The sequence below is a fragment of the Micromonospora sp. NPDC047557 genome (assembly GCF_043205095.1).
Taxonomy (GTDB): Bacteria; Actinomycetota; Actinomycetes; order Mycobacteriales; family Micromonosporaceae; genus Micromonospora.
Window position 1 is genome coordinate 1,350,231 of record NZ_JBIDDK010000001.1, and the last position, 25,350, is coordinate 1,375,580.

General features: G+C 72.2%; 27 protein-coding genes, 1 tRNA gene and 1 riboswitch. Of the genes, 15 read left to right on the plus strand and 13 right to left on the minus strand.

Annotated elements, in window-relative coordinates:
• Positions 1-180: 180 nt before the first annotated feature.
• The 3 genes from ACGGAQ_RS06345 to ACGGAQ_RS06355 all read left to right on the plus strand — a co-directional run bounded on the left by ACGGAQ_RS06345 (position 181) and on the right by ACGGAQ_RS06355 (position 5,434).
• Positions 181-318: a hypothetical protein gene (locus ACGGAQ_RS06345; RefSeq protein WP_007454215.1), complete on the plus strand. Its 138-nt coding sequence runs from the start codon at positions 181-183 to the stop codon at positions 316-318.
• A gap of 344 nt (positions 319-662) precedes the next feature.
• Positions 663-3,182 carry a hypothetical protein gene (locus ACGGAQ_RS06350; protein ID WP_393045129.1) on the plus strand — a complete coding sequence of 840 codons (2,520 nt, stop codon included), beginning with the start codon at positions 663-665 and terminating at the stop codon, positions 3,180-3,182.
• A 413-nt stretch (positions 3,183-3,595) separates the two neighbouring features.
• Positions 3,596-5,434, plus strand: a complete 1,839-nt coding sequence (locus ACGGAQ_RS06355; protein WP_393045131.1) for an NHL domain-containing thioredoxin family protein — start codon at positions 3,596-3,598, stop codon at positions 5,432-5,434.
• Here the strand turns inward: ACGGAQ_RS06355 and ACGGAQ_RS06360 are convergent.
• The 3 genes from ACGGAQ_RS06360 to ACGGAQ_RS06370 are packed head-to-tail and all read right to left on the minus strand — an operon-like array spanning position 5,431 to position 7,710.
• Positions 5,431-6,183 carry a LamB/YcsF family protein gene (locus tag ACGGAQ_RS06360; RefSeq protein WP_393045133.1) on the minus strand — a complete coding sequence of 251 codons (753 nt, stop codon included), beginning with the start codon at positions 6,181-6,183 and terminating at the stop codon, positions 5,431-5,433. The genes ACGGAQ_RS06355 and ACGGAQ_RS06360 overlap by 4 nt on opposite strands.
• Positions 6,167-7,030, minus strand: a complete 864-nt coding sequence (locus tag ACGGAQ_RS06365; RefSeq protein WP_393045135.1) for a biotin-dependent carboxyltransferase family protein — start codon at positions 7,028-7,030, stop codon at positions 6,167-6,169. Before ACGGAQ_RS06365 ends, ACGGAQ_RS06360 begins: the two co-directional genes overlap by 17 nt.
• A complete protein-coding gene (locus ACGGAQ_RS06370) occupies positions 7,027-7,710 on the minus strand; it encodes an allophanate hydrolase subunit 1 (RefSeq protein WP_393045137.1) in 684 nt (227 codons plus the stop codon). The genes ACGGAQ_RS06365 and ACGGAQ_RS06370 overlap by 4 nt, the downstream gene beginning before the upstream one ends.
• Positions 7,711-7,817: 107 nt before the next feature.
• On the opposite strand from ACGGAQ_RS06370, the gene ACGGAQ_RS06375 reads away from it, so the two are divergent.
• The gene (locus ACGGAQ_RS06375; RefSeq protein WP_393045139.1) at positions 7,818-8,495 is read left to right on the plus strand and encodes a hemolysin III family protein; all 678 of its coding nucleotides are present in this window, start codon (positions 7,818-7,820) and stop codon (positions 8,493-8,495) included.
• Positions 8,496-8,564: 69 nt separating this feature from the next.
• On the opposite strand, the gene ACGGAQ_RS06380 is transcribed toward ACGGAQ_RS06375, so the two are convergent.
• Positions 8,565-8,852 carry a DUF6458 family protein gene (locus ACGGAQ_RS06380; RefSeq protein WP_393045141.1) on the minus strand — a complete coding sequence of 96 codons (288 nt, stop codon included), beginning with the start codon at positions 8,850-8,852 and terminating at the stop codon, positions 8,565-8,567.
• A gap of 112 nt (positions 8,853-8,964) precedes the next feature.
• Here ACGGAQ_RS06380 and ACGGAQ_RS06385 point away from each other — a divergent pair, with 112 nt between their 5' ends.
• Positions 8,965-9,504, plus strand: a complete 540-nt coding sequence (locus ACGGAQ_RS06385; protein WP_393045143.1) for a SixA phosphatase family protein — start codon at positions 8,965-8,967, stop codon at positions 9,502-9,504.
• A gap of 55 nt (positions 9,505-9,559) precedes the next feature.
• Here ACGGAQ_RS06385 and ACGGAQ_RS06390 read toward each other — a convergent pair whose 3' ends face one another.
• From ACGGAQ_RS06390 to ACGGAQ_RS06405, 4 genes are all read right to left on the minus strand, one after another.
• The gene (locus tag ACGGAQ_RS06390; protein ID WP_007454197.1) at positions 9,560-9,829 is read right to left on the minus strand and encodes a DUF6458 family protein; all 270 of its coding nucleotides are present in this window, start codon (positions 9,827-9,829) and stop codon (positions 9,560-9,562) included.
• 209 nt (positions 9,830-10,038) lie between these two features.
• Positions 10,039-11,895 (minus strand): acyl-CoA dehydrogenase, encoded by a 1,857-nt coding sequence (locus ACGGAQ_RS06395; protein WP_393045145.1) that lies wholly within the window; start codon positions 11,893-11,895, stop codon positions 10,039-10,041.
• Positions 11,896-12,023: 128 nt separating this feature from the next.
• Complete coding sequence (locus ACGGAQ_RS06400) at positions 12,024-13,151, minus strand: PP2C family protein-serine/threonine phosphatase (protein ID WP_393045147.1); 1,128 nt, start codon at positions 13,149-13,151, stop codon at positions 12,024-12,026.
• Between the two features lie 101 nt (positions 13,152-13,252).
• Positions 13,253-13,885, minus strand: coding sequence for a septal ring lytic transglycosylase RlpA family protein (locus ACGGAQ_RS06405; protein ID WP_393045149.1), 633 nt, complete (start codon positions 13,883-13,885; stop codon positions 13,253-13,255).
• A 186-nt stretch (positions 13,886-14,071) separates the two neighbouring features.
• Here ACGGAQ_RS06405 and ACGGAQ_RS06410 point away from each other — a divergent pair, with 186 nt between their 5' ends.
• Genes ACGGAQ_RS06410 through ACGGAQ_RS06420 form a run of 3 tightly spaced genes read left to right on the plus strand, consistent with a single transcriptional unit; the run spans position 14,072 to position 16,207 of the window.
• On the plus strand, positions 14,072-14,623 hold the full coding sequence (locus tag ACGGAQ_RS06410; RefSeq protein WP_393045151.1) for a phosphoribosyltransferase family protein: 552 nt from the start codon (positions 14,072-14,074) through the stop codon (positions 14,621-14,623).
• A gap of 33 nt (positions 14,624-14,656) precedes the next feature.
• Positions 14,657-15,718, plus strand: coding sequence for a hypothetical protein (locus tag ACGGAQ_RS06415; RefSeq protein ID WP_393045153.1), 1,062 nt, complete (start codon positions 14,657-14,659; stop codon positions 15,716-15,718).
• Positions 15,719-15,775: 57 nt separating this feature from the next.
• A complete protein-coding gene (locus ACGGAQ_RS06420; protein ID WP_354854983.1) occupies positions 15,776-16,207 on the plus strand; it encodes an ASCH domain-containing protein in 432 nt (143 codons plus the stop codon).
• Between the two features lie 7 nt (positions 16,208-16,214).
• Here ACGGAQ_RS06420 and ACGGAQ_RS06425 read toward each other — a convergent pair whose 3' ends face one another.
• Positions 16,215-17,093: an LLM class flavin-dependent oxidoreductase gene (locus tag ACGGAQ_RS06425; RefSeq protein ID WP_393045155.1), complete on the minus strand. Its 879-nt coding sequence runs from the start codon at positions 17,091-17,093 to the stop codon at positions 16,215-16,217.
• A 48-nt stretch (positions 17,094-17,141) separates the two neighbouring features.
• On the opposite strand from ACGGAQ_RS06425, the gene ACGGAQ_RS06430 reads away from it, so the two are divergent.
• The 3 genes from ACGGAQ_RS06430 (at position 17,142) to ACGGAQ_RS06440 (ending at position 19,117) form a co-directional block, all read left to right on the plus strand.
• Positions 17,142-17,657, plus strand: coding sequence for a GNAT family N-acetyltransferase (locus ACGGAQ_RS06430; RefSeq protein ID WP_393045157.1), 516 nt, complete (start codon positions 17,142-17,144; stop codon positions 17,655-17,657).
• Between the two features lie 76 nt (positions 17,658-17,733).
• Positions 17,734-18,438 (plus strand): dihydrofolate reductase family protein, encoded by a 705-nt coding sequence (locus ACGGAQ_RS06435; protein ID WP_393045159.1) that lies wholly within the window; start codon positions 17,734-17,736, stop codon positions 18,436-18,438.
• Positions 18,439-18,472: 34 nt separating this feature from the next.
• Entirely contained in the window at positions 18,473-19,117 is a 645-nt protein-coding gene (locus tag ACGGAQ_RS06440; protein ID WP_393045160.1) for a dihydrofolate reductase family protein, read from the plus strand.
• A gap of 7 nt (positions 19,118-19,124) precedes the next feature.
• Here ACGGAQ_RS06440 and ACGGAQ_RS06445 read toward each other — a convergent pair whose 3' ends face one another.
• Positions 19,125-19,490 (minus strand): VOC family protein, encoded by a 366-nt coding sequence (locus tag ACGGAQ_RS06445; RefSeq protein WP_393045162.1) that lies wholly within the window; start codon positions 19,488-19,490, stop codon positions 19,125-19,127.
• 315 nt (positions 19,491-19,805) lie between these two features.
• Between ACGGAQ_RS06445 and ACGGAQ_RS06450 the strand changes: the two genes are divergently transcribed.
• Positions 19,806-20,162, plus strand: coding sequence for a PadR family transcriptional regulator (locus tag ACGGAQ_RS06450; protein WP_393045164.1), 357 nt, complete (start codon positions 19,806-19,808; stop codon positions 20,160-20,162).
• Positions 20,159-21,028 carry a hypothetical protein gene (locus tag ACGGAQ_RS06455; RefSeq protein WP_393045166.1) on the plus strand — a complete coding sequence of 290 codons (870 nt, stop codon included), beginning with the start codon at positions 20,159-20,161 and terminating at the stop codon, positions 21,026-21,028. Before ACGGAQ_RS06450 ends, ACGGAQ_RS06455 begins: the two co-directional genes overlap by 4 nt.
• Before the next feature lie 411 nt (positions 21,029-21,439).
• Here the strand turns inward: ACGGAQ_RS06455 and ACGGAQ_RS06460 are convergent.
• Positions 21,440-21,513, minus strand: a tRNA-Gly gene (locus tag ACGGAQ_RS06460).
• A gap of 202 nt (positions 21,514-21,715) precedes the next feature.
• Here ACGGAQ_RS06460 and ACGGAQ_RS06465 point away from each other — a divergent pair.
• On the plus strand, positions 21,716-22,699 hold the full coding sequence (locus tag ACGGAQ_RS06465; protein ID WP_393045168.1) for a zinc metalloprotease: 984 nt from the start codon (positions 21,716-21,718) through the stop codon (positions 22,697-22,699).
• 78 nt (positions 22,700-22,777) lie between these two features.
• Here the strand turns inward: ACGGAQ_RS06465 and ACGGAQ_RS06470 are convergent, their stop codons facing one another.
• The gene (locus tag ACGGAQ_RS06470; RefSeq protein ID WP_393045170.1) at positions 22,778-23,335 is read right to left on the minus strand and encodes a pyridoxamine 5'-phosphate oxidase family protein; all 558 of its coding nucleotides are present in this window, start codon (positions 23,333-23,335) and stop codon (positions 22,778-22,780) included.
• 99 nt (positions 23,336-23,434) lie between these two features.
• On the opposite strand from ACGGAQ_RS06470, the gene dcd reads away from it, so the two are divergent.
• The gene (dcd, locus tag ACGGAQ_RS06475; protein WP_393045172.1) at positions 23,435-24,013 is read left to right on the plus strand and encodes a dCTP deaminase; all 579 of its coding nucleotides are present in this window, start codon (positions 23,435-23,437) and stop codon (positions 24,011-24,013) included.
• A 63-nt stretch (positions 24,014-24,076) separates the two neighbouring features.
• Here the strand turns inward: dcd and ACGGAQ_RS06480 are convergent, their stop codons facing one another.
• The gene (locus ACGGAQ_RS06480; RefSeq protein WP_393045174.1) at positions 24,077-25,117 is read right to left on the minus strand and encodes an NlpC/P60 family protein; all 1,041 of its coding nucleotides are present in this window, start codon (positions 25,115-25,117) and stop codon (positions 24,077-24,079) included.
• A 13-nt stretch (positions 25,118-25,130) separates the two neighbouring features.
• A riboswitch (cyclic di-AMP (ydaO/yuaA leader) is annotated at positions 25,131-25,267 on the minus strand.
• Between the last annotated feature and the right edge of the window lie 83 nt (positions 25,268-25,350).

The following is a 25,350-nucleotide window of genomic DNA, read 5'->3' on the forward strand; positions in this document are numbered from 1 at the left end:
TAACGCCCGGCACACCGGCCGTGTCCGTTGAGCGACGAAACCGTCGGCCACAAGCCCCGTTGACCTTTGATTGTTAGGCAGGTGTCCCAGCTCACCTAATAATCGATGGAAGTTGGCCGAGTTCTGCGGTTGAATAGATGCATCAGGGGCCGACAACCGAATAGCCAGGGGGACCCACCAATGAGCATGATCGAGCGAATCCGCAACCACCGCGACGCCAACCGCCGCGCCCGTGCCATCGAGCACGCGCTGCGCTCGGCCAACTCGCCGGCCGTTCGCGAGGAACTCCTCGTCATCGCCCAGCGTCACATGAGCTGACGCTCCACGACATTCCTCACCTCCTCCAGATCGATGGCCCATCCGGCTCGCCGGGTGGGCCATCGGCGTTCCGCCAGCACCTGACACCGGGATTCCGCCCTGCCGCAGCGCCCGGTACGGTGGGCTTCGGTCGCCGCCCGCCGGCCCGGCCGACGCCGAGCCGATAGAAGCTGCTCGACACCACCCGGCGACGGGGAGTGACGACCGGTGCTCCTTTGGACGCCTCGTGCGGCCACCGGATACGGTGCGGGGAGCCGGCACGGCGGTACGCCGGTGACGCCGGCAGCCATGCCGAGGAGACCGATCGGCACCGGCGGCCGACATGTGATGGAGGAGGCGCACCCATGACGTCCGAGGGCCCGCACCGCCCCGGCCAGGAGCCGGACGAGGTGTCACCGGGCGCCGGCGGACCGGCGCCGTACGGCGACCGCCCGGCGCAGCCGGACAACGGCTACAACGCCACCGGCCCCGAAATGGGCTGGGCGCCCCCGCCACCCGCGCGGCCGAACCCGTCCGCCCCGGCCTGGGCGACCCAGTCCGAGCAGCAGCCGAACCCCGCCTGGGGTGCCGCCGCCGCACCGCAGTCCAGCGACCCGGCGCAGCCCGCGTGGGCCACCGGCGGTGCCGCGCCGGAGCAGGGGCAGCCCGCCGCATGGACTCCCCCGCAGCAGGGCTGGACGCCGCCCGAGCAGGCTGCGCCCGCCTGGGCCGCCGGTTCCCCGGAGCAGCCCGACTGGGCACAGGCCCAGCCGGCCGCCCGGGGCGCCGCGCAGGTGCCCCCGGCCACCGCCGCGTGGCCCGCGCAGCAGGACGACCCGTCCCGCTCGGGCGGATGGGGCACCAACAGCCCGCAGGACGACCCGTCCGGGTCCGGTGGCTGGGCCGTCGGCGCCGCCGCCGCCGCGCGGGACGACCAGCCCGTCTGGACGCCAGCCGAGCAGGCCCCGCAGACCTGGGGTCAGCCCGCCGGGCAGGCCGAGCAGCCGTCCCCCGGCTGGGGGCAGGCCGAGTCGGCCGGTTCCCGTGGCGCGGCCCAGGTCCCGGCGGCGAACTGGCCCGCGCAGGAGGACCCGCAGCCCGCCTGGGGTGCCGCCGAGGGCCGCCCCCAGCAGCCGGACTGGGTGCTCGCACCCCAGGACCAGCCGGCCGAGCGTCCGGAACCGACCGCCTGGCCCCAGGCCGAGCAAGCCGGCCCTGCGGCCGCCCGGGCCAGCGTCAGCGTGCCCGGCAGCGACACGACGCCCGGCTGGGCCGCCGCCGGCCCGGACAATCCCGTGCAGGCCAACCCCGGCGTCGCGGAGGTTCAGCCGTGGGCGCCGGGCGAGGTGTGGGGCCGCGCCGAGGCGGAAGCCCAGTCGCGAGGCGGCTGGGACGCCGACCGGGCCGACGAGCCGCCGGCCTACCAGCAGGCGCCCGCGCCCGGCATCTCACCCGCCAACGCGGTGCCGCTACCGCCGCAGGAGCAGCGCGTGCCGGGCGCCAGCCTCGCCGCCGCCCCGCCGGCCGACTACGCGCCGTCGACGCAGTACCCCCCGATCCCCGAGCAGCCGGCATATGCCGAGCGGGAGGCCCCGGAAGCCGCGGCACAGTACGAGGCCGACCCGGCCGGCTGGGGCCGGGCCGAGGAGGCGTCGGCGAGCGCCGCCGCGGTGCCTGCTCCGCGTACGTCCCCGGAGTCGGGGGCGGGCCGCGCGGTCGTACCGGTCTCGGACGCCGAGTCGGCCGCCAGCGCGGCGAACCGCGCGTCGGCGAGCGCCTCGGTGCCGCTGGCCAGCCGGGTGATGCCCCCGGCCGACCAGGCCATGCGGCCGACCAGCGCCGCCACGCCACAACCCCGGGTGTACGGCCGCCCGGCCCGACCCGAGCCGGACAACGAGCCGGAGCAGGCAGCCCCGGAGGCGTTCCAGGCCGACCCGGCTCCCGAGCGTCCGGGCATGCCCGACTGGCAGCAGGACGCCGGCCGCCAGGGCGCGCCCGACTGGCAGCAGGACGCTGGTCGCCCGGCCATGCCCGACTGGCAGCAGGCGCCGGAGCGCCCGGCCGCACCGGACTGGCAGCAGGCCCCGGAGCGCCAGGGCCCGCCGGACTGGCAGAACGGGCCGGATCGGCAGCAGGGCTTCCCCGGTTGGGGCGACGATTCGCCTTCCGAGCCGCAGTTCGACGACCGGGAACGGTCGTCGGCGCCCAACGGGTTCGGCGAGCCCTCCTCGGCCGCTGCCGCGCCGCCGGCGTTCCCACCCGGTGTGCCGTCCTTCGTCGACGCGCCCGGCAACAACCGGCCGGTGAACGGCGTTCGACCGCAGTCCGGCGGTGAGCGCCCATCCGACCGCTTCGGGGCACCGGCCGCCGGCACCGCCGCGGTGAACGGCGCGCCGGGCTTCGGTGGGCCGGCCATCGAGCAGGCGCCGGGTGGTCAGTTCCCGGCCTTCCCGCCGCCCCAGCAGCCAGGGCCGTCCTGGGGCCAGGAGGCCACCGAATCGGACCAGGGCCGGTTCGACTCGTTCAAGCCGGAGGCGGACGAGCCCAAGGCGGAGCCTCCGGCGCCGAAGGTGCGCAACGGTCGGGTCCTGGCCGCGGTGCTGATCGCCGCGGTGCTCATCCTGGCGGTGCCGCTCGGCCTGCTGATGCTGCTCGGCAAGTTCGGCGGTGGGGACGACTCACCGGCCTTCGACCCGGCGGTCGGCACCTGCGTGAAGCAGGCCGGTCAGGGCGCCTCGGCGGTGGACTGCGGCGAGGCGGGCGCGTTCACGATCGTTTCCAAGGTGGACGCGAAGGACAAGTGCGCCGACCCTGCTCAGCCCCACGTGGTGCTGCCCGGCGAGGGCACCAACCGGGTGCTCTGCCTCAAGCCGGCCACCAAGTAGAACGCATCGACGGCGGAGCCACGGGCAACCGTGGCTCCGCCGCTCTCTGCTCGGACGCAGGGCGCCGACGCTGCTTCGAGGGGCCGCCCCCGGCCCGCACCTTGGTTGTGGCCTGTAGAGCTGCCCCGAATGTGGGGCGGACCAACCTCCCACGCTGCTGAGCAGCACTCCCGCGACCCCGAGGCGCCCGAGGCACTTGCGGCACCCGGCCGATACGGTCCCCTCGCCCCGGATGCGGGGCAGCTCGACAGGTGACGGGTGGTGGAGCGGTGCCTGTCCCGCGGGCCGACTCACCAAGGCCCGGCCGCCGCACCCGTCTCGGCCGGCCAGCACCACAGGCAGCGTGGCCCCCGCGATGGCCTGTCGTCCGGGTCACGGCGGCCGGGCCCGCGAGGCGTGGCAGGCTGACAGGCATGGGAACGACAGCGCGCGTACGGGCACCCGAACTACGGGGCCGGCAGTGGCTCAACACCGGCGGCAAGGACCTGACCTTGCAGGATCTGCGCGGCAAGATCGTCCTCGCTGATTTCTGGACCTTCTGCTGCATCAACTGCCTGCACGTGCTCGACGAGTTGCGGCCGCTGGAGGAGAAGTACGGCGACGTGCTCGTCGTGATCGGCGTGCACTCGCCGAAGTTCGAGCACGAGAAGGACGCCGACGCGCTGGCCGCCGCCGTCGAGCGGTACGGCGTGCACCACCCCGTACTCGATGACCCCGAGCTGGACATGTGGCAGCAGTACGCGGCCCGGGCCTGGCCGACCCTGTCGGTGATCGACCCGGAGGGTTACGTGGTGGCCACCATGGCCGGCGAGGGCCACGCCGAAGGGCTGGCCCGGCTGATCGACGAGCTGATCGCCACCCACGAGGCGAAGGGCACCCTGCACCGGGGCACCGGTCCGTACGTCCCGCCGCCAGCCCCGGAGACCGCGCTGCGCTTCCCGGGCAAGGCGGTGCTGCTGCCGGACGGCAACCTGCTGGTCTCGGACTCGGCCCGGCACTCCCTGGTCGAGGTGGCTCCGGACGGCGAGACGCCGGTTCGACGCATCGGCTCGGGCGAGCGGGGTCGGGCCGACGGTCCGGCCGAGGCAGCGACCTTCTCCGAGCCGCAGGGCCTCTGCCTGCTGCCCACGCACGTCGCCGAGGTGGCCGGCTACGACCTGGTGGTCGCCGACACCGTCAACCACCTGCTGCGCGGCGTACGGCTGGAGTCCGGCGAGGTGGTCACCGTGGCCGGCAGCGGCCGGCAGTGGCGTGCCTCGGTCGACGACCACGCGCACGACGCCCTCTCCGTGGACCTGTCGTCGCCGTGGGACCTGGCCTGGTACGACGACAAGCTGATCATCGCGATGGCGGGCATCCACCAGCTCTGGTGGTTCGACCCGATCAAGCGGACCGCCGGCATGTACGCGGGCACCACCGTGGAGGCGCTGCGCGACGGCCCGCTGGCCGAGGCGTGGATGGCGCAGCCGTCGGGGCTGTCCGTCTCCGCCGACGGCGCCCGGCTCTGGATCGCCGACAGCGAGACCAGTGCCCTCCGGTACGTCGAGAACGGGGTGCTGGGCACCGCCGTCGGGCAAGGGCTCTTCGACTTCGGGCACGTGGACGGGCCGGCCGAGTCGGCGCTGCTCCAGCACCCGCTGGGAGTGTGCGCGCTGCCGGACGGCTCGGTGCTGGTCGCGGACACCTACAACGGCGCGGTGCGCCGCTTCGACCCGGCCACCGGCCAGGTGTCCACGGTCGCGGACGGGCTGGCCGAGCCGAGTGACCTGGTGCTCACCCCGGCCGGTGAGGTGCTGGTGGTGGAGTCCGCCGCGCACCACCTCACCCGGCTGGCGCCGGGCGCGCTGTCGGCGGCCGGTGCGAGCACCGTGGACGGCCCCCGGCACCGCACCGAGCGCAAGCCGACCGACGTGGCGGCGGGCGAGGTCATCCTGGACATCGTCTTCACGCCCGCGCCAGGCCAGAAGCTGGACGAGACGTTCGGGCCGTCGACCCGGCTGGTGGTCTCCGCGTCCCCACCGGAGCTGCTGGTGGAGGGCGCCGGCACCGGCACCGAGCTGTCCCGTCGGCTGGTGCTCAACAGCGAGGCGACCGGCGGAGTGCTCCAGGTGACCGCCCAGGCGGCGACCTGCGACGCGGACGTCGAGCACGCGGCCTGCCACCTGACCCGGCAGGACTGGGGCGTCCCGGTGCGGGTGGTCGACGGCGCGGCGTCCCGGCTTCCGCTGGTCCTGCGCGGCCTCGACGCCTAGGCGGCGAACGGGGCGAGCGGGACGTCGGCGTCGATCAGGGAGGCGCGGACCAGCTCGGTGGCGGAGACCGCCCCCGGTGTGTCCCCGTGTACGCAGATCGACTCCACCGGGCAGGGGATCACGGTGCCGTCCACCGCCACGACGGTCCGTTCGGTGGCCATCCGTACCGCCCGGGTGGCCACCTCCTCCGGATCGGTGATCAGCGCGCCGGGTGCGCCGCGCGGCACAAGCGACCCGTTGGGCAGGTAGCCGCGGTCGGCGAAGGCCTCGGCGACCACGGGTAGGCCCGCGCCGACGGCGAGCTGGGCAAGCGTCGAGCCGGGTAGGCAGAGCACGGGCAGTTCGGGGTCGTGGCCGCCGACGGCGGCGACCACCGCCGCCGCTTGGGACTCGTCGGTGGCGGCCGCGTGGTAGAGCGCCCCGTGCGGCTTGAGGTAGCGGACCCGGGTGCCGAACAGCCGGCAGAAGGCGTCCAGCGCGCCCAACTGGTAGGTGATCTCGTCGCGCAGCTCGGCGAAGTCGTACGCGATGTGCCGCCGGCCGAAGCCGGCCAGGTCCCGGTAGCCGACCTGCGCGCCCACCGCGACGCCGCGCTTCGCCGCGCCGTCGCAGACCCTCCGCATGGTGGACGGGTCACCGCCGTGGAAGCCACAGGCCACGTTGGCGGAGGTCACCAGGTCCAGCAGCGCGTCGTCGTCACCGAGTCGCCAGATGCCGAATCCTTCACCCAGGTCAGCGTTGAGGTCCATGAAATCTGACGGTAGTACCTGGCCGGGCCTGCGCGAGCGGGGTCACGTCGGTGACCACCCCGATGACCGGGTAACCGCCGGTGGTCGGGTGGTCGGCGAGGAAGATCAGGGGTTGGCCGTCCGCCGGCACCTGTACCGCGCCGAGCACGATGCCCTCGCTGGGCAGTTCGCCGGCGACCGCGCGGGGCAGGGCCGCGCCGGCCAGCCGCGCTCCGACCCGGTTGCTGACCGGGCTGATCGTGTACGGGGTGCCGAACAGCAGGTCGAGCGCGCTCGGGGTGAACCAGTCGTCGCGGGGGCCGAGGCGCACGCTCAGGTGCAGTTCGGGCGCGGGCGCCGGGCCGACGGTCACGTCCACCGGCGCGGGTTCGGCCAGCGGCACACCCAGCGGCAGCCGGTCGCCGTCGCGCAGCACGGGTGGCCCGAGCCCGGCGAGGGTGTCGGTGGCGCGGCTGCCGAGCACCTGCGGCACGTCGATCCCGCCGGCCACGGCGAGCCAGCTCCGTACGCCCCGACGGGCGGGGCCGACGCGCAGCACGGTCCCGGCCGGCACGGTGAGCGGGCGGCCGATGTCGCCCGGCCGGTCCCCGGCGCGGACCGCCACCTCGGCACCGGTGAGCGCCACGGTGGCGGCATGGGTCAGCCGCAGTGTGCAGCCGGTCAGGGTGATCTCCAGGCCGGCGGCCTGTTCGGTGTTGCCGACCAGCCGGTTGGCGAGCCGCAGGGCGGAGGGGTCGAGAGCGCCGGAGCGGGGTACGCCGAGGTGCGCCCAGCCGGGTCGGCCCAGATCCTGCACGGTGGTGAGCGCGCCCGCGCGGAGCACCTCGATCTCGGCGGGCCGGGTCACGTCGTCGCCACCATTCGGACGCGGGTGCCGGGGCCGAGCCGGGCGGGCGGGTCGCCGTCGACGTCGAAGAGGGGCAGGTCGGTCCGGCCGACCAGCAGCCAGCCGCCGGGGGACGCGCTGGGGTAGATGCCGGCGTACGGGCCGGCCAGGGCGACCGAGCCGGCCGGCACTCGGGGGCGGGGAGTGGGCAGCCGGGGCAGCGCCAGGTCGGCGGGGAGCCCGGTCAGGTAGGGGAACCCGGGCGCGAACCCGCAGAACGCCACCCGAAACCGGGTGCTGGTCAGGCGGCGCAGCACGGCCGGCACGTCGACGCCCCAGTGGTCGGCGACGACCGGCAGGTCCGGCCCGTCGAACTCGACCGGAACGACGACCTCCGCGCCGTGGCCGCCGCCGATGGTCGTCTCGCCGGCCGCGACGCCGTCGCCTTCGGTGGCGGCAGCTGCGGCGGTGACCGCCGGCGCCCAGCGGGACAGCAGGTCGGCGGTGGCGGTGGGGTCGGGCAGGCCGTCGAGCAGGACGGTGCGGGCGGCCGGCACGATCTCGACGGCGTTCAGGTCACCCTGCTCGCGGCGGCGCCACAACTCGGCCCGCCAGGCTTCGACCAGGGCCGCCTCGGGAATGTCGGCCGGGGCGGTGCAGTCGAGCAGCAGAGCGTGCGCACCGGCGGGTCGGATCCGCATTTGCTCATCCTCGCCGATGCCGCGCCGACCCGGTGTTCACGGTGACGGTGCTCGGTGTCACCGGCCTGACTACTTGAAAGTAACCTACGGTGCCGTAACCTGATGTCGTGACCACCTCCGCCCCGCTTCGACTGAAGCCGGTCGACATCGGTAAGCCCCGGATGCGCGGCTGGCTGCACACGTACGCCTTCTTCGTCGCCGTGGTCAGCGGGATCGTGCTCTGCTCGATCGCCGCCACCCGGCCGGGCTGGGCACCCCTGGTGAGCTGCGTCATCTACAGCCTCACGGTCTGCGGGCTGTTCGGCACGAGCGCCCTGTACCACCGTCGGGTGTGGTCGGAGCGCGGCTATCAGGTGATGCGCCGGCTGGACCACTGCATGATCTTCGTGTTCATCGCCGGCACGTACACCCCGCTCTGCGTCATGCTGCTCTCGACCCGGCAGGCCACCATCATGCTGGCCCTGGTCTGGGGTGGGGCCCTAGGTGGTGTGGCGCTGAAGCTGGTCTGGCCGCACGCGCCGCGCTGGGTCTCCGCGCCGCTCTACCTGGCGCTCGGCTGGGTCGCGGTCGCCATGCTGCCGGACATCCTGCACGGCGGCGGCGTCACGGCGTTGGTCCTGCTGATCGTCGGTGGTGCCATCTACAGCGTCGGCGCGGTCTTCTACGCGCTGCGCCGCCCCAACCCGTGGCCCACCGTCTTCGGGCACCACGAGTTCTTCCACGCGTGCACGCTGCTGGCGGCGCTGTGCCACCACATCGCGATCTACTTCGCACTGTTCGCCTGAGGCAGACCTCCACACACGCGAGCCGGGGCCCCGCCACGCTGCGGGACCCCGGAGTGTGCGAGCGAGGGATCAGACGGGGCGACCCGGCCGACGCACCTCGCGGTACTCCCGCATGACCTGGTCGTCCTGGACCGGCACCACCCGGTCGGCCACCACGCGCTCCTCGCGGACCGGAGCGGCGACCACGGTGCGGCGGCGGCTGTTCCAGAAGTAGAGGGTGACGAGCAGGCCGGCGACACCGGCGAGCATCAGCACCCAGCCGACCACGGCCAGGTCCAGCCAACCCAGGTCGGCCTCCACGGCGAATGCGAAGATCGCGCCCAGCGCGATCAGGAAGATGCTGCCACCAATGCCCATGTCTCGCTCCTCGGCTCTAACCTGGCGTACGGTCCGCCGCGGCCGTTGGTAGGGGTGCGGCATCCCTGGACTTACCCCGGCAGGAAGATCGCCAATCGGGCAAGCTGGTGGTATGACGGACAGCCCCGCCGAGACGCGGACACTGGTGTTGCTCCGGCACGCGAAGGCCGAGCAGGGCAGCGAGAGTACGGACGACGCCGAGCGCCCGCTCAGCGCCCGCGGGGAGGCCGACGCGGCGGCGGCCGGCGCGTGGCTGGCCCACCACGATCTGCTGCCCGACGTGGTGATCTGCTCGACCGCCCGGCGCACCCGCCAGACCTGGCACGGCGTGGCGATGGGGATGGCCGGTTCGCCGCCGGAGGGTGGGCCGACCGGTCCCCGCCCGACCGTCCGTTATGAGCCCGGCGCGTACGACGCCCACCCCGAGGAGCTGTTGGCGCTGGTCCGTACCGCCGATCCGGCGGCTCGGGTCGTGCTGCTGATCGCCCACAACCCGGGCGTCTCGCTGCTGTCCGCGTTTCTCGACCCCGAGACGGTGGACGACGAGGGTTTACGGACCGCCGAGCTGGCGGTGCACCGCGGCGTGTCCGCCTGGGCGGAGTGGGGCCGAGGCGGGGCGCCGGTCGCGCAGCGGCACACCGCACGCGGCTGAGCCACCCGCCGGGCGCGACGGGTGGCTCAGGCGGGCGTGCTCAGGCGGGCGTGGGTCAGGACGGCGGCGCGGTCGGCGGCGGGGGGTCCGGCGGCGGTGGCATCATCGCCGTCGGATGGGACAGCCGGTTCTCCTCCACGATGAGGGTCCGGGCCCGCTTGCGCCGGTCCTGCCAGAACCAGAGGGTGGTCAGCAGTACGGCCAGCCCGGCCAGGATGAACACCCAGCCGACCGCGCGCAGGTCTATCCACCAGACGTTGGCCCTGATCGCGAAGGTCATGATCGCGCCGAGCGCGATGAGAAAGATGCCGCTTCCTACACCCATGTGCGCTGCACTCCCCCGTGCGGTGGCTCTGGGCGTTCCCTTTCGTGGTCACGGCGGGTTACCCGCCACGGCAGCGGCATACCCGACCGGGCTCAGCCAATGTCTCGGCCGTGAAGCCAGCGACGGCCGGCGGGGCGGTTGCCCCACCGGCCGTCGGTGTGTGTCGGTGCGGGTGCGACCCGGAACCGCTCAGCCGTGCCGTGGCACGGTCAGAAGGCCTCCTCCGGGAGGTCCATGATGTCGAGGTCGGCACCCTCGATGATCCGCCGGTCGGCACCGATGCGCGGCAGCACCTCGCGGGCGAAGAACCGGGCGGCGGCCACCTTGCCGGTGTAGAACGCCTTGTCGGTGGCGGAGACCTCGCCGGCCAGCGCCTTGAGCGCGACGTCGGCCTGCTTCTGCAGCAGCCAGCCGACGACCAGGTCGCCGATGGCCAGCAGGAACCGCCGGCTGCTCAGGCCGACCTTGTAGAGCGCGCGGGTGTCGCCGCCCTGCGCCTCGCCCAGCCAGCCGGTCAGCGTGCCGAGGATGTTCTGGATCTCGGCGAGCGCCTTGCCGAGCGCCTGCCGCTCCTCCTTGAGCTGGCCGTTGCCCGCCTCGGAGGAGATGAACTCCTGGATCTCGCCGGCGACCGCCATCAGCGCCTTGCCGTTGTCCCGGACGATCTTGCGGAAGATCAGGTCCAGGCTCTGGATGGCCGTGGTGCCCTCGTACAGAGTGTCGATCTTGGCGTCCCGGACGTACTGCTCCAGGGGGTAGTCCTGCAGGAAGCCGGAGCCCCCGAAGGTCTGCAGGGCCTCGTGGCCGAGCAGCTCATACGCCCGCTCCGAACCGACGCCCTTGACCAGCGGCAGCAGCAGGTCGTTGACCCGCTTGGCCAGCTTGGTGGCCTTCTCGTCGCCGGACGCCTCGGCGATGGCGACCCGGTCCTGCCAGGTGGCGGTGTAGAGGACCAGGGCGCGCAGACCCTCGGCGTACGACTTCTGCAGCAGCAGCGAGCGGCGGACGTCCGGGTGGTGGGTGATGGTGACCCGCGGGGCGCTCTTGTCCGCCTGCTGGACCAGGTCGGCGCCCTGCACCCGGTTCTTCGCGTACTCCAGGGCGTTGAGGTAGCCGGTCGAGAGGGTGGCGATCGCCTTGGTGCCGACCATCATCCGGGCGTACTCGATGATCATGAACATCTGCCGGATGCCGTCGTGCTTGTCGCCCAGCAGCCAGCCCTTGGCGGGTACGCCGTGCTCGCCGAAGGTCACCTCGCAGGTGTTGGAGACCTTCAGGCCCATCTTGTGCTCGACGTTGGTCGCGTAGACGCCGTTGCGCTCGCCCAGCTCACCGGTGGTCTCGTCGAAGTGGAACTTGGGCACCACGAAGAGGGACAGGCCCTTGGTGCCGGGGCCGCCGACGCCCTCCACGCCCACCGGGCGGGCCAGCACGTAGTGGACGATGTTGTCGCTCAGGTCGTGCTCACCCGAGGTGATGAACCGCTTGACGCCCTCGATGTGCCAGGTGCCGTCCGGCTGCTGGATGGCGCGGGTGCGGCCGGCGCCCACGTCCGAACCGGCGTCCGGCTCGGTGAGCACCATCGTGGAGCCCCACTGCTTGTCGATGAAGAGCTTGGCCCAGGCCTTCTGCCGCTCGGTGCCCTCGACGTGCAGCACGTGCGCGAAGGACGGGCCGGAGGCGTACATCCAGACCGGCGCGTTCGAGCCGAGCACCAGCTCGGCGAGGGCCCACCAGAGGGCGCGCGGGGCGTTGGTGCCACCCAGCGCGGGCGGCAGGTCCAGCCGCCAGAACTCGGAGTCCATGAACGCCTGGTAGGACTTCTTGAATGACTCCGGCAGCGGCGCGGTGTGCGTGGCCGGGTCGAAGACGGGCGGGTTGCGGTCGCTGTCCGTGTAGCTGGCGGCCAGGTCCTCGCGGGCGAGGCGGTCCACCTCGGCGAGGAAGCTCCGGGCGGTGTCGGTGTCGAGGTCCGAGTACGGCTCCTGGCCGAACGCCCGGTCCGCCCCGAAGACCTCGAACAGGTTGAACTCGAGGTCCCGAAGGTTGCTCTTGTAGTGGGTCATGCTCGCTGGCCCCGCTTCCGGACAGGTGTTACCGATCAGTAACCCCGACTGTATTACTCGCGGGTAGGCAGCGACAAGCCGATCACGTAAGTGACGGCGATTACACAGTTGCGCGCCGGACGCCCCGCTCAGCTCTCGGCGGCGCCGACCTCCCAGCTCGGCACGGCCGACGTCGCGCCCGTGCGGGCACCGACGTACTCCATCAGGACCAGGGCGATGTCGTCGTCCAGGTGCCCGTGCACCCACTCGACGAGGGCCGTCTCCAGCGACGCGAGCCCGTCGGCGACCGTGCCGTGCCCGAGCAGCCGCCACGCCCGGTCGGCGGTGGGGAAGAACTCGCCGTCCCGCCGAGCCTCGCCGAGACCGTCGGTGAACAGGAGCAGGCGGTCGCCGGGCTCCAGGCGTTCCACGCGGGGGCGCACCACCGGCATGAACCCGAGGGGCGGTGCCGGCGCCGGCGGCTCCAGCGGGATCACCGCGCCCCGGCGCAGCAGCAGCGGCGACGGGTGCCCGCAGTTGACGATCGTGAGCGTCCCGCCCCGCTCCTCCACCAGCGCGGCGGTCACGAAGTCCTCGTCGCCGACGTTGCGGGCCACCGCACGGTCCAGGTCGGCGACGACGGCGCGCAGGTCGGCCCGCTCGTAGGCCACGTGCCGGTACGAGCCGAGGACGATGCTGGCCAGCCGAACCGCGTCCAGGCCCTTGCCGCGCACGTCACCGATGATCATGCGGACGCCGTACGGGGTGTCGATCGCCTCGTACAGGTCGCCGCCGATCTCGGCCGTGGCGGTGGAGGAGATGTAGCGACCGGCCACCGAGAGCATGCCGACCTGCGGCCCGAGCGGGCGCAGCACCGCCTGCTGGGCCACCGAGGCCAGCTTGGTCAGTTCGGCGATCCGCTCCGCCTGCCGCTGGCGTATCGAGGCCACCGCCACGGCCAGCCCGCTCGCGACCGCGACGCCGACCACGTTGACCGAGGTCACCAGCATCATCCTCGGGTCGACCAGGGCGAAGCCCACCCCGATCAGGGTCGCCGCGGCACCCACACCCAGCACCACCCGCCAGGCCGCCAGGGCGGCGGCCAAAAGCGGGGCGGCCACCAGAAGCGCGACGTAGTGCACCCGACGGCCGTCGGCCAACTCCAGCCCCGAGACGATCGCGAGCAGGGCGAGGGCCGCGCCGAGGCCGGCGCGGGATCCGGGGCTCAGCGGGCTACGGCCCGACTGGAGGAGTCGCGTGGGTACGAGGGACAGCATGCCTGATCCACGTGAACCGGTGAATGAACCTGGCCCGTCGTCCGAGGATGTTCTGTCCGGCCGGCCCAGCCCTGTGGCCGGATCGGCCGCCCCGGCTGCGCTCAGCCCAGCACCTCGTAGCGAACGGTCAGCGCGCCCACGTCGGTCGAGGCGATGGTCGCGAACGCGGCGCGGGACAGGTCCAGGCAGCGACCGTCGATGAACGGGCCACGGTCGTTGATGCGCACGACTACCGACTTGCCGCTGCTCGGGTTGGTCACCCGGACCTTGGTGTTGAACGGCAGCGTCTTGTGCGCCGCGGTCAACTCGTTCGGGTTGAACGACTCGCCGTTGGCAGTGAGCTGCCCGTCCGAGTAGAAGGAGGCGCCACACGAGCCGCTCTGGAGCACCTTCGCCGCCGCTGTGGTCTTCTTCGCGGTCGGGCGCGGCTTCGGCGACTCGGAGCGGGCCTTGGCCCGGGAGGCGGCCTGCGGCGACCGGCTGGCGGACGGGCTCGCCGTCACGCTCGGCGAGGCGCTGGCGCTCGGTGACGCGGTCGGGGAGCTGGGGGCGAGGCTGGCGGGGGCGGTGGTCGGAGTGAGGTCGAGAGTCGCCTGACCCGACTGCCCGGAGCCCGAGGTCAGCTGGACGGCGCCGACGGTGCCCCCGACAGCGAGAGCGACGCCGACCGCAGCGGTGGCCGCGATGCCCGCCGGAGAGGAGAAGATGCGGGTACGGGAGTGCCTGCCTGCCACCGGCCGGTCCTTTCGTCGACTGAACAAACCGGGTCGGACCGTAACGAGAGAAGTACTTCCGAAGTCAACGTGATCATGGCGGTATGCCAGGATTTGCCCTGGTACGTATAGCCGATCATCCGAGCCGGGGTGGGTCGACCGGCCCGGGTGCGGCCGCGCCGAGCCCCCGTGCCGCACGATGGACAGATGCCCGCTGAGCTGACCGAACGCCTGGCCGCCCTGTTCCGGTGGATCGACCCCGGCCCGGACGCCAGCCACCTGGTCAGCGACATCTCCGGCTGGTGGCGCGACCCCACCGTGCTGGCCGAACTGGGACCGGCCCTGGTGGCGCCGTACCGGGCCGCCCGGCCGACCGTGGTGCTCGCCCCAGCGGTCACCGGCCTGCTGCTCGGGCCACTGGCCGCCACCGCCCTCGGGGTCGGCTTCGTGGCCGCCCACAAGCCCGGCGACGGGAGGTTGCCGGCCGGCCCGCTCACCTGGGCGCAGAGCCCGCCGGACTACCGGGGCCGGCAGGTCGACCTGGCCGTCCGGGACCGGCACCTCGGCCCCGGCGACCGCGTTCTGGTCGTGGACGACTGGGTCCGCACGGGAGCGCAGCTGCACGCCCTCTACGACATCTGCGCCAAGCGCGGCGCGCAGGTGCTCGGCACCGCCGTGGTGGCCGTCGACTGCCCGCCCGAGACTGCCACCGCACTGCGGATCACCGGCCTGATCGCCGGCACGGATCTGCCGGGTTGACCTGAAGCCCGCTTCACCTTCGACGATCGACGCATGAGCGACGGAATTCTCGACGAGGCGTACGACCGGCTGCACCGCACCGGACCCGAATACGAGGGCTGGCTCTCCAACCACGGCCCGATGGCCGTCGAGGCGCTGGCCCGGCACGGGCACGAGCAACGGGTGCACCGCTGGCTGGACGACTACCTCACCCGGCTCGACGAGCTGCCCCGCGGGCTGCGCCCGATCGACGACTGGCGGGCGGCGCTGGGCGACGCGAAGCGGGCCGGTGACTGGCTGGCGTACTTCGACCGGCACCTGCGCGAGCAGCCGTGGCGGGACGTGCTCGGCACCTGGTGGCCCCGACTGCTGCCGGGCATCGCCGCCGGCGCCACGCACGGGGTGATCCGGGTCGGGCACGCCGTACGCGCTCTGCACCTGCACGACGCGAACCCGCAGCGGCTCACCGAACTGGGCCAGGCCCTCGGCTACTGGGCGGCCCGCTGGCAGCCGGTGCCCGGCGCCGACCGGCTGCTCGCCTCGGTCACGTCGAACCCACCCGAGGCCCACCCGGACGCCACCGGGCCGGACGTGGCCGCCGCGCTGGCCGGGGTGCCCCGGATCGACGACCAGACCGGGGGCATCCGGGATCGGCTGGGTCGGTTGGTGGGCGTACCCCGATGGGAACCGGCGCTCGCGGCGCTGCGCCCTGCGCGGACGCCGACCGAGGCGGAGCGCGGGCTCGTCTCGCTCGTGCACCGCGCCGGCCTCGACTACCTGCGCTTCGGGCACGCGGAGCCGGTCATGCTGGTGCACGCGGTCACCGCGCCGACCGCCGTCCTGCGTACCCTGCCGGCTCTGGACCGGGCGCTGTGGGCGCCGAGCCTCGCCGCGGCCTGGGCGGCGACGGCGGCCGTGACCTCGGTGTACGCCCCGACCGACGGGATCGCCCCGCCGTCGGTGACCGCCGCGACCCCGGCGGAGGCCTTTGCCCGCGCGGCCCGACACGGCGACGCGCATGTGGTCAAGCTCGCCGACGCGGTCCTCGACGCCCACGCGGCCAGCGGTGACCAGCGGCTGCTCGACGCCGCGGGCTACGCCGGGCAGCTGATCTGAGCAGCGCCGGACGAATTGCGGCGACGGTGCCCGCCGCGCTGGCCTAGCCTCGGCAGGATGTGGCCTCGGATCGGTGACCTGCGCACGCTCACCCTCGGCACCCCCGGCGAGCTGCGGGCGAGCCTGAACACCCTGGTGCTGGCCGGCGTGAAGACCGCGACGGCCGGCCGGCTCGCCGAGTACGCGGAAGAGGGCGAGGAGTTGGAGCAGGTCGGCGAACGGCTCGCGCTTGTCGACGACGACGACGCGCTGGCCGGCGTCGTGGAGATCACCGGCGTCGAGGTGGTGCGCTTCGGCGACGTGCCGTGGGAGTTCGCCCGCGCCGAGGGCGAGGGTGACCGCTCGATCGAGGAGTGGCGGGCCGGGCACTCGGCCTACTGGGCGCGGCTCGGCACCCCCGTCGACGACGACACCCCGATCGTCTGCCTGCGCCTGCGACTGGTCTCCGGCGGCGAGGGCGGCGTGGCCACCGGAGACCTGGGCACCTGAGCCGGCGCTATCCGCGCAGCTCGGGCAGCAGTCGCGTCGCCACGTCGGCCAGGACGGCCTCGTCGCCGGCGTACCAACTGCTCGCTCGCGGCCAGTGCGTCACCACGTCGGTGAAACCGAGTTCGGCGGCCCGACCGACCTGGTCGGCGAAGAACTGCGCGCTGCTGAGCGAGAACACCGGCGCGGCATCCATCGACAGGTAGCGGTCCAGCGTCGCCGGGTCGCGGCCGGCCTCGTCCAGCGTCCGGTCCATCCGCGCCGACAGGGCCGACACGGTGCCCCACCAGCCCTCCACGTCATCGGCCTCGGTGCCGGTGGTCACCCAACCCTGACCGAACCGGGCCACCAGCCGCATCGACCGCGGGCCGTTCGCGGCGACCACGAACGGCACGCGGGGCTGCTGGACACAGCCCGGGTTGTTGCGGGCGTCCACCGCGGCGAACCAGTCACCGCGCCAGGTCGTGCCGTCCTCGCGCAGGACCAGGTCCAGCAGTTCGGTGAACTCGGCGAACCGGTCGACGCGCTGGCGCGGGGGAAGCGTCTCACCGCCCAGCACCGCCGAGTCGAAGCCGATGCCGCCCGCGCCCAGGCCGAGCAGCAGCCGGCCGTCCGAGACGTCGTCCACAGTGGTGATCTGCCGGGCGAACGCGGCCGGGTGTCGGAAGTTCGGCGACGCCACGAGCGTGCCCAGCCGGATCCGGGACGTCACCGTGGCGGCGGCGGTCAGCGTGGCCATCGAGTCGAACCACGGGCCGTCGACCAGGTCCCGCCAGCCCAGGTGGTCGTACGTCCAGGCGTGGTCAAAGCCCCACTCGTCGGCCTGCCGCCAGCGACGCTGCGCCTGGGCCCAACGCTGGTCGGGGAGGATCACGATGCCAATCCGCATGATCGCCAGACTAGCCGCGTCCGATGCACCTGCCTTAGCATCCCGATGGTGCGGACGACCCGGACGGTGGTGCGACCGGCGACCCGGTCAGACGTGCCGGCGCTGGTGGAGTTGCGCCGGGCCAACGCCGAGGCGCACCTCGCGCTGGACCCCGACGTATACCGGCTGCCGGAGCGCGAGGCGGTCGTTCGTCACTTCACCACGGTGCTGGGCGACCGGGCCGGCGGGGACGCCATTCTCGTCGCCGAACACGACGGACAGGTCGTCGGGATGGTCGAGGTGCTGCGCCTGGCCGAACCGCCCGCACACCAGATCCTGCGCCCGCAACCGTCGGCGCAGATCCACACGGTGGTGTCGAGCACCGCCCGGGGCCTCGGGATCGGCTCGGCGCTGCTCGACGCGGCGGCCCGGTGGGCGACCGAGAACGGAATCACGAGCCTCTCGGCGGGCATCCACCACCGCAACGACGGCGCGGTGCGCTTCTACCGCCGCCACGGCTACGCACCCTCGGGCACATTGCTCAACAAGCCCTTGTGTGTCCCAGGTCACAACCCTGCACCGTAGGGGCGTCCTGATCGGCTCCGACCTCGTTGCGAGCAGGCGCCCGGTGGGCGCCGCCCGAGGAGAGGGAAGAAGCGACATGACGAAGGTGACCGCACAGCTGTCGGTGTCGGCGGACGGCTTCTACGCCGGCCCGCTGTTCGACGGCCACGGCGACTGGATCGACTCGGCCGAGAGCGCCGGCTTCTTTCGGATCACCCGCTGGGCGACGGACGCGATGGCGTGGCGCGAGCGGCAGGGCTTCGCCGGCGGCGAGCAGGACGCCAACTCCGACGTGATGGCCGAGACGTTCGACGCGGCCGGCGCGTACGTCATGGGCCGGCGGATGGCCGACGGCGGTGAGGTGCCCTGGGGCGAGGAGCCGCCGTTTCGCGCGCCGGTCTTCGTCGTCACGCACCGACCCCGCGAGACCCTGCTGCGCGGTGGCGGCACCAGCTTCACCTACGTCACCGACGGCGTGGCGAGCGCGGTCGAGCAGGCGCGCGCAGTGGCCGGCGGCCGGAACGTCGCCGTGGCCGGAGGCGGCAGCCTGGTGCGGCAGGTGCTCAAGGCCGGCCTGCTCGACGAGTTGGAACTGCACGTCGTACCGGTCGTGCTCGGCACCGGTCTGCGGCTGTTCGACGCGGACCTCGACCTCGGCGACAAGGAGGCCATCGAGCTGACGCCGACCCGGGTCATCCCCACCCCGCAGGTCACCCACATCCGGTACGAGGTGAGCGGCCGCGCCCCGCTCGTGCTCGACGACCGGGGCCGCGGCGGCGGCCCGACCGCGACCACGAACTGACCCGCGCATCCATCAACGTCACGAGGAGCTTTTCATGCCACAACTGTTGCGGGTGCAGTGCTTCAACGTTTCACGGGACGGGTTCGGCACCGGCGAGGGGCAGAGCCTGGAACGGCCCTTCGGCCACGCCGACCCCACCCCGCTGTTCTCCTGGCGTTCCGCCACCGCCAGCTTCATCTACCGCACCGAGCCGGGCGGCACGCGCGGCCTGGACGACTACCTGACCCGCGACGCCGAGTGCAACATCGGCGCGGAGATCATGGGCCGCAACAAGTTCGGCCCCCAGCGTGGCCCCTGGGAAAACCACGAGTGGCAGGGCTGGTGGGGGGACAACCCGCCGTTCCACACGCCGGTCTTCGTGCTCACCCATCACGTACGGCCGTCGTTCACCCTGTCCGACACCACGTTCCACTTCCTCGACGCCAGCCCCGCCGAGGCCCTGGCCCAGGCCAAGCAGGCAGCCGACGGTCGGGACGTACGCCTCGGTGGCGGTGTGGCCGTCATCCGTGAGTTCCTCGAGGCCGACCTGGTCGACACGATGCACATCGCCGTCGCGCCCGTCGACCTCCACCGCGGCGAGCGACTGTGGGAAAGCCCCGACGAACTGCTCGACCGTTTCCACCTGGAGTCGGTGCCCAGCGCCAGCGGAGTCACCCACCTCCTGTTCTGGAGACGATGACCGCCCGCTACAGGCGGGAGAGCACCAGCAGCCGGTTGCCGTCCGGGTCGGTGACCCGGCCGGACCGCTCGCCCCAGGGCTGGTCGACCGGCTCCTCGGTGACCGTCGCGCCACCCGCGCGCAGAACGTGCACGGCCGCGTCGCAGTCGTCGGCGTACACGCACAACTCCCACCGGCGCGAGAGGGCAGGGTCGCCGGCATGCGGGTCGACGGCCAGGCCCAGCTCGCTGCTGCCCAGCCGCAGGGCCACGAACTCCGGCTCACCGTCCTCCGGAAACCGGTAGGTCAGCTCGAAGCCGACGACGTCCCGGTAGAACGCGATCAACCGCGGCAGGTCGGGCGTCGTCACGATGGGAAAAGCCTCGGTGAACACGCGACCACCTCCTGACCGGACCCTTACCGGTACGGGCGAGGCAGCCCACGCCGCGCGCTAAGCGGCAGGCACGTGCCCGGCGGCAACCGCGTGCAGGCCTCCGTTTACGAACACTGGCCGTGGATGCCACCGGGGCGGCGTGGGGCGGGCTGGGTCATCGCGTGCTCGTCGCGGCGGGCCTCCGTATGTGGGAAGCGGCGGTTGCGTCTGAGCAGCTCGCCGGCCGTTGACCATCGATAGTCGAGAGTCGAATGGGGAGTCGCCCGTGGTACGTCGGGGCTTGCCATATGCGTGCTACACGTATATAACTTCGCCATGAGTATGGGACAGGGGAGACTTCAGGCTCCCAGCTACTTCGTTCTTGCCTCGTTGCTCGACGGCCCGCGCCACGGCTACGCGATCCTCGGTCAGGTCGAGGCACTGTCCGAGGGGACCGTGCGGCTGGCCACCGGAACGCTGTACGCCGTGCTCGACCGGCTGCGCGGGGCTGAGCTGGTCGAAGTTGTGAGCGAGGAAATTGTCAATGGGCGCACCAGACGTTCTTACGCGCTAACTCCTGCGGGTCGCGAGGTCCTTCAAGCCGAGGCCGCCAGGTTGGCCGCTGCCGCGACCATAGTGACCGATCCCGCCAAGCGGTTGGCCGCTCAGTCCTCAGTGGTGAGGTTCGCGTGAGCGACAAGCTGGCTGGCCGGTACGAGATTCTGCTGCGCGCCTATCCGAGCCGGCACCGTCGGCAGTGGGGCGACGAACTGCTCGGAACGTTGATGATGCGAGCCGATTCCAGTCGACGCTGGCCGCCGGCTGGTGAGGCGGTAGCGCTGCTGATGTCCGGGGTGCGTGTTCGGCTGGACTCCGACAAAGACCGGACGCCACGAGCCGTCTGGGCCACTGGGCTACGTGTAGCGGTGATTATTCTTTTTGCGTCCCAGTTAGGGGACCTGATCATTCGGACCGTGCTGGACGGGCCTGCGGGTCGTGCCGGCCTCGGCGTGCTGACCTTCGGCGCGCTCGCCTTCTTCGCCGTACTGCGAGACCTTCGCTGGGTGGCGCCGCTGGCCGCGCTCGGGTGGCAAGCGACTTACGTGTGGTCGTACGACTCGGTGTCGTGGCCGGTGGCTACCGCGATCATTCTCCTAGTGGTCGTGGTTTTCATCCAGCGCACGCACCGAGGCGCGTTGCCAGCTCTCTGGTGGCTCGCTGTGCCGGCAATGACGGCGATGTTTTGGGGACCACAGTTGCTCTCGTCCGAACCGGTCTACCTCTTTCCCTACCAGCAAGTGATGATGCTGACTGTTGTGGCGCTATGCGCCGTCGCGACGGTGCTCGACTCGCGGGCACCGTTCGCAGCAGTAGGTCTTCTCCTGGCACAAGTCCTGAATGAGACAGTGGTCGTGGCCTTTACGTGGGCGGGCAACAATCCGACTAGCGAAATCTGGTATGCCGTTTCGGCGTCCTGGTGGAGCGCGATTATGGGCACCACAGCGGCAGCCCTGCTCGTCGGCGGGCATCTGGTCACTCGGCGCAGAGCCAGCCTGTAGGCCTCCCGGCCTTGGCGATCAGGCCGACACATTCGGAAAAGCCGGTCTCCCCGGCCAGACATCTGGAGTTCACCCCCTCATGCGGCCTCGCGTGGTTCTGGTGCTCGCCATCGTGGCGGTCCTCCTCGGCGGCATCATGCTGGTGTCCGCCGCGTACACCCGCCTCACCGGCGGCATCGGTGGCGGCGAGTGAGTCCGACCCTGATGGCCCGGATGGGCCACGCCTCGACCCGAGCCGTAATGATCTATCAGCACACCGCCCGTGAGCGGGATGAGCACATCGCTGACGCGCTCGGCTCGCAGATCAAGCAGAGCCAGGATCGGGCACGTAGCGGGCTCGGACAGCTCATGTAGGGGTAGCAACGATCAAGGCCCCAGCCAGGGAACCTCTCCTGAGCTGGGGCCTTGCGTTGGAGCGGGTGACGGGAATCGAACCCGCACTGTCAGCTTGGGAAGCTGATGTTCTGCCATTGAACTACACCCGCAGGCGGCACCACTGTACCCGAGTCGTCGAACCGGTGCACCCAGCCACCCCCACGGGCCGCGGGACGGCTTCACCTCGGGAAAAAATTTCGGGACGGCAAGATATGGCCGTTCTCAAATGCGTCGATGGGTTGTAACGTCTGCGACACGTTTCAGCCACGGCGTGACACACCCCCTGTCACGCCGCCAGAAAGAGGTGTGCCCATGGGACTTCGTCCCAACCTGCTGACCCGGCGTGCCGCCGGTGTCGCGTCGACGACCCTCGCGCTGCTGCTCAGCACCGCTGCGGTGGGCGTCGTTCCGGCTGCTTCGGCCTTCTCCGCGGCGCCGGGCGGCGCCTGCGCGGAGCCGGCCGACAGCCACGCCAACGCCCGGGTGAAGCCCGGCGCGGCGGCCACGCACGACCCGAACGAGCTGACCGCGAAGCAGATCCGCGAACGCGAGGCCGACCTCGCGGCGGCGTTACGCCAGCGCGCCAACTTCCGGGCGGGCGCCGGCGCCACGACGCTGGCCACCGTCACCATCCCGGTGGTGGTGCACGTGATCCAGGAGAACAGCACCCGGGCTGGCGGCAACATCCCGGACTCGATGATCACTTCGCAGATCAGCGTGCTCAACCAGGCCTACGCGGGCGGCACCGGCGGCGCTGCCACCGCGTTCGCCTTCCGGCTCGACAAGATCAACCGGGTGACGAACCCGGCCTGGTACCCGATCGTCAACGGCTCGTCGGCGGAGCGGTCGATGAAGTCGTCGCTGCGGGTGGGCGGCAAGAACACGCTCAACCTCTACCTCGGTGAGCTGAGCGACGGCCTGCTGGGCTGGGCGACCTTCCCGCAGCAGACCCTCAACACCATGGACGGCGTGGTCGCGCTGAACGAGTCCCTGCCGGGTGGCACCGCCACCAACTACAACCAGGGCGACACCGGCACCCACGAGGTGGGCCACTGGCTGAACCTCTACCACACCTTCCAGGGTGGCTGCGGCGGCTCCGGTGACAGCGTCAGCGACACCCCGGCCGAGGCGTCGCCGGCGTACGAGTGCCCGACCGGGCGGAACACCTGCTCGGCGACCGGCCTGGACCCGATCACCAACTTCATGGACTACACCTACGACTCGTGCATGTACCAGTTCACCGCGGGGCAGGCGAGCCGCATGCTGACCGCGTGGAACGCGTACCGCGCGGCGTAGCTCTCCTCGCGTACACCTGGTGCCGGCTCCGTCACGACGGAGCCGGCACCGGCGTTTTGTGGGACAGCAGGGCCGTGGTCAGGCGGCCGTGCACTGGACGTCACGGCTGCGGCGGGCCGGGCGGGTCGGCGGTACGGCGAGAGGCGCGGCCGGTGCGGGCGGGGCTTGCGGGTCCAGCCAGACCCGCACGGCCGGGCGGCTCGGGGTGACACCCGGAACGCCGGCGGCGTGCTGCTCGCGACGGGTCAACATCGCCACGTCGACGGTGAACTCGAACAGCCGCCAGTCGACCTGCGGCTCGGCCCGGGCGCTCTGCGCCAGTCGGGCCACCTGGACCGGGTCGGTGACCGGCCAGGCGTGGCCCGCCACGTACGCCTCGTCGTCGCTCTCCTCCGGAGGGAACGAGTGCAGCGCATAGCGGCCGTCCCGTTCGAGGTCGCGGCGCTTCGGCGAGTCGATGATGAAGCAGAACAGACCCTCGTCGGTGATGACCGGGGAGACCGGATGGACCCGGGGCCCGCCATCGGCGCGGACCGTGGCCAGGTAGCCGAAGCCCGGCCCGTACTGCTGCAGGAGAACGCGGATCCCGTCGGCGAGGCGGGGCTCGTCGGCGGCGAATTCGGACCAGGAAGCCATGCCGGCATTCTATCGAACAAATGTACGAGCAGCGACCTCGACGCGCTGGTCACCGGCACCAAATCCGGCCGATCCGGCCGACGCGGCTATGGTGGTCCGATGCTGCTCTCCGACCGTGACCTGGTCTCCGAGATCAAGGCCGGCACGCTGGGCCTGGAACCGTTCGAGCCCACCCTGGTCCAACCGTCCAGCATCGACGTACGACTCGACCGGCTGTTCCGGGTCTTCAACAACCATCTCTACACCCACATCGACCCGGCCATGCAGCAGGACGACCTGACCTCGGTGGTCGAGGTACCCGACGGTGAGCCGTTCGTGCTGCACCCGGGGGAGTTCGTGCTCGCCTCGACGCTTGAGGTGATCTCACTCGGCGACGAGCTCGCCGGCCGGCTGGAGGGAAAGAGCTCACTGGGCCGCCTCGGCCTGCTCACCCACTCCACCGCCGGGTTCATCGACCCGGGCTTCTCCGGTCACGTGACGCTGGAGCTGTCCAACGTCGCGAACCTCCCGATCACCCTCTGGCCGGGCATGAAGATCGGCCAGCTCTGCATCTTCCGGCTTTCGTCGCCGGCCGAGCACCCGTACGGCTCGGTGGTCTACGGCTCGCGCTACCAGGGTCAGCGGGGGCCGACGCCGAGCCGCTCCTGGCAGAACTGGCGTGCCTGGCCGACCCGATAGACAGCGGACGACGAGGGCCCGCCGCGGCGAGATCGCGACGGGCCCTGCTGCGTCCCGCGTTGGTCAGCCGGGGCGGCCGTAGCTGTGGATGGGCCCGTCGTCGACCTTCTTCATCTTGACGGGCACACCGGCCTGGGAGGCGTGCACCACCCAGCCGTCGCCGACGTACATGCCGACGTGGTGGATGTCGCTGTAGTAGAAGACCAGGTCGCCGGGGCGCAGATCGCCCCTGCTGACGTTCTTGGTCACCCGGCTCTGCGCGGCGGCGTTGTGTGGCAGCGACACACCGGCCTTCGCCCACGCGGCGAGCATCAACCCGGAACAGTCGTACGAGTTCGGACCCTCGGCACCCCACACGTACGGCTTGCCGATCTGGGCGCAGGCGAACTTGACCGCCGTGCCCGCGCCGCCGCCGGGGTAGCTGGCCGGGCAGGGCGCCGGACGCAGCGGACCGCCGCCACCGTTGCCGTACACCTTGAGGCGCAGCTTCTGCAGCCGGTCGATCTCTTCGTTGATCTGCTTCTTCTTGGCCGCCAGCTGCGCTTCGGTCCGGGTCAGCTGGGCCACCATCTCGTCGAGCGGCGCCTTCTGCCGGGCCAGCTCGTCGCGGAGATCAGCGACCTGCCGGACGTCCTGCTGCTGGTTGTGGGCGAACCGGTCGAGCATCTCGAGCTGCCCGACCACCTCGCCGGGCGACCGGCTGCCGAGCATCGTGTTGACGGTCGACAGGTTCTCGCCCATGTACGCGCGCACGGCCAGCGCGCTGACCTTGTTCATCGCGGCGTCGACCTGGCGCTCCAGGGGCGCGATGCGGGCGGCGAGCGCGTCGGCCTGCCTGCGCTTGACGGCCAGGTCCGCGCGGGTGGCGTTGTGCCGTTCGATGACCGGTTCGAGCTTGTTCCAGTCGGCGTCGATCTGGCGCTCGATCTCGGTGACTGACGGATCCGCGTGAGCCGCCGTGGCGCTGCCGGTCAGGACGACGGCTACGCCGACCAGGGCGGCGAGGGCGGTGGTGAAGCGGGACCAGCGTGGACGCGGCACGGTCGACGTCGGGTCGGCCGAGGCCGACCGTTCGGACGACGGCCGCGGGGCATGGAGGGCCACCGGGGTTCCGTACTCCTTCTTCCTGACCGCCTACCGGGTTAGCTGACGGGTTCGGGCGGGAAGTTGGCGCCCTACCGCATTGGCTGCGGATTCACCCCGGGGGAACCTGGGTCCCCGGCTCGCTCGCAAGCGACTCGGCGGTGTCGGTCCGTTACCGCCCGGGATGGGCAGACCTGCTACCGGGCCGACAAATGACCAGAGTAGAGACGGCCGTTACCGATCCGCAACCCGTG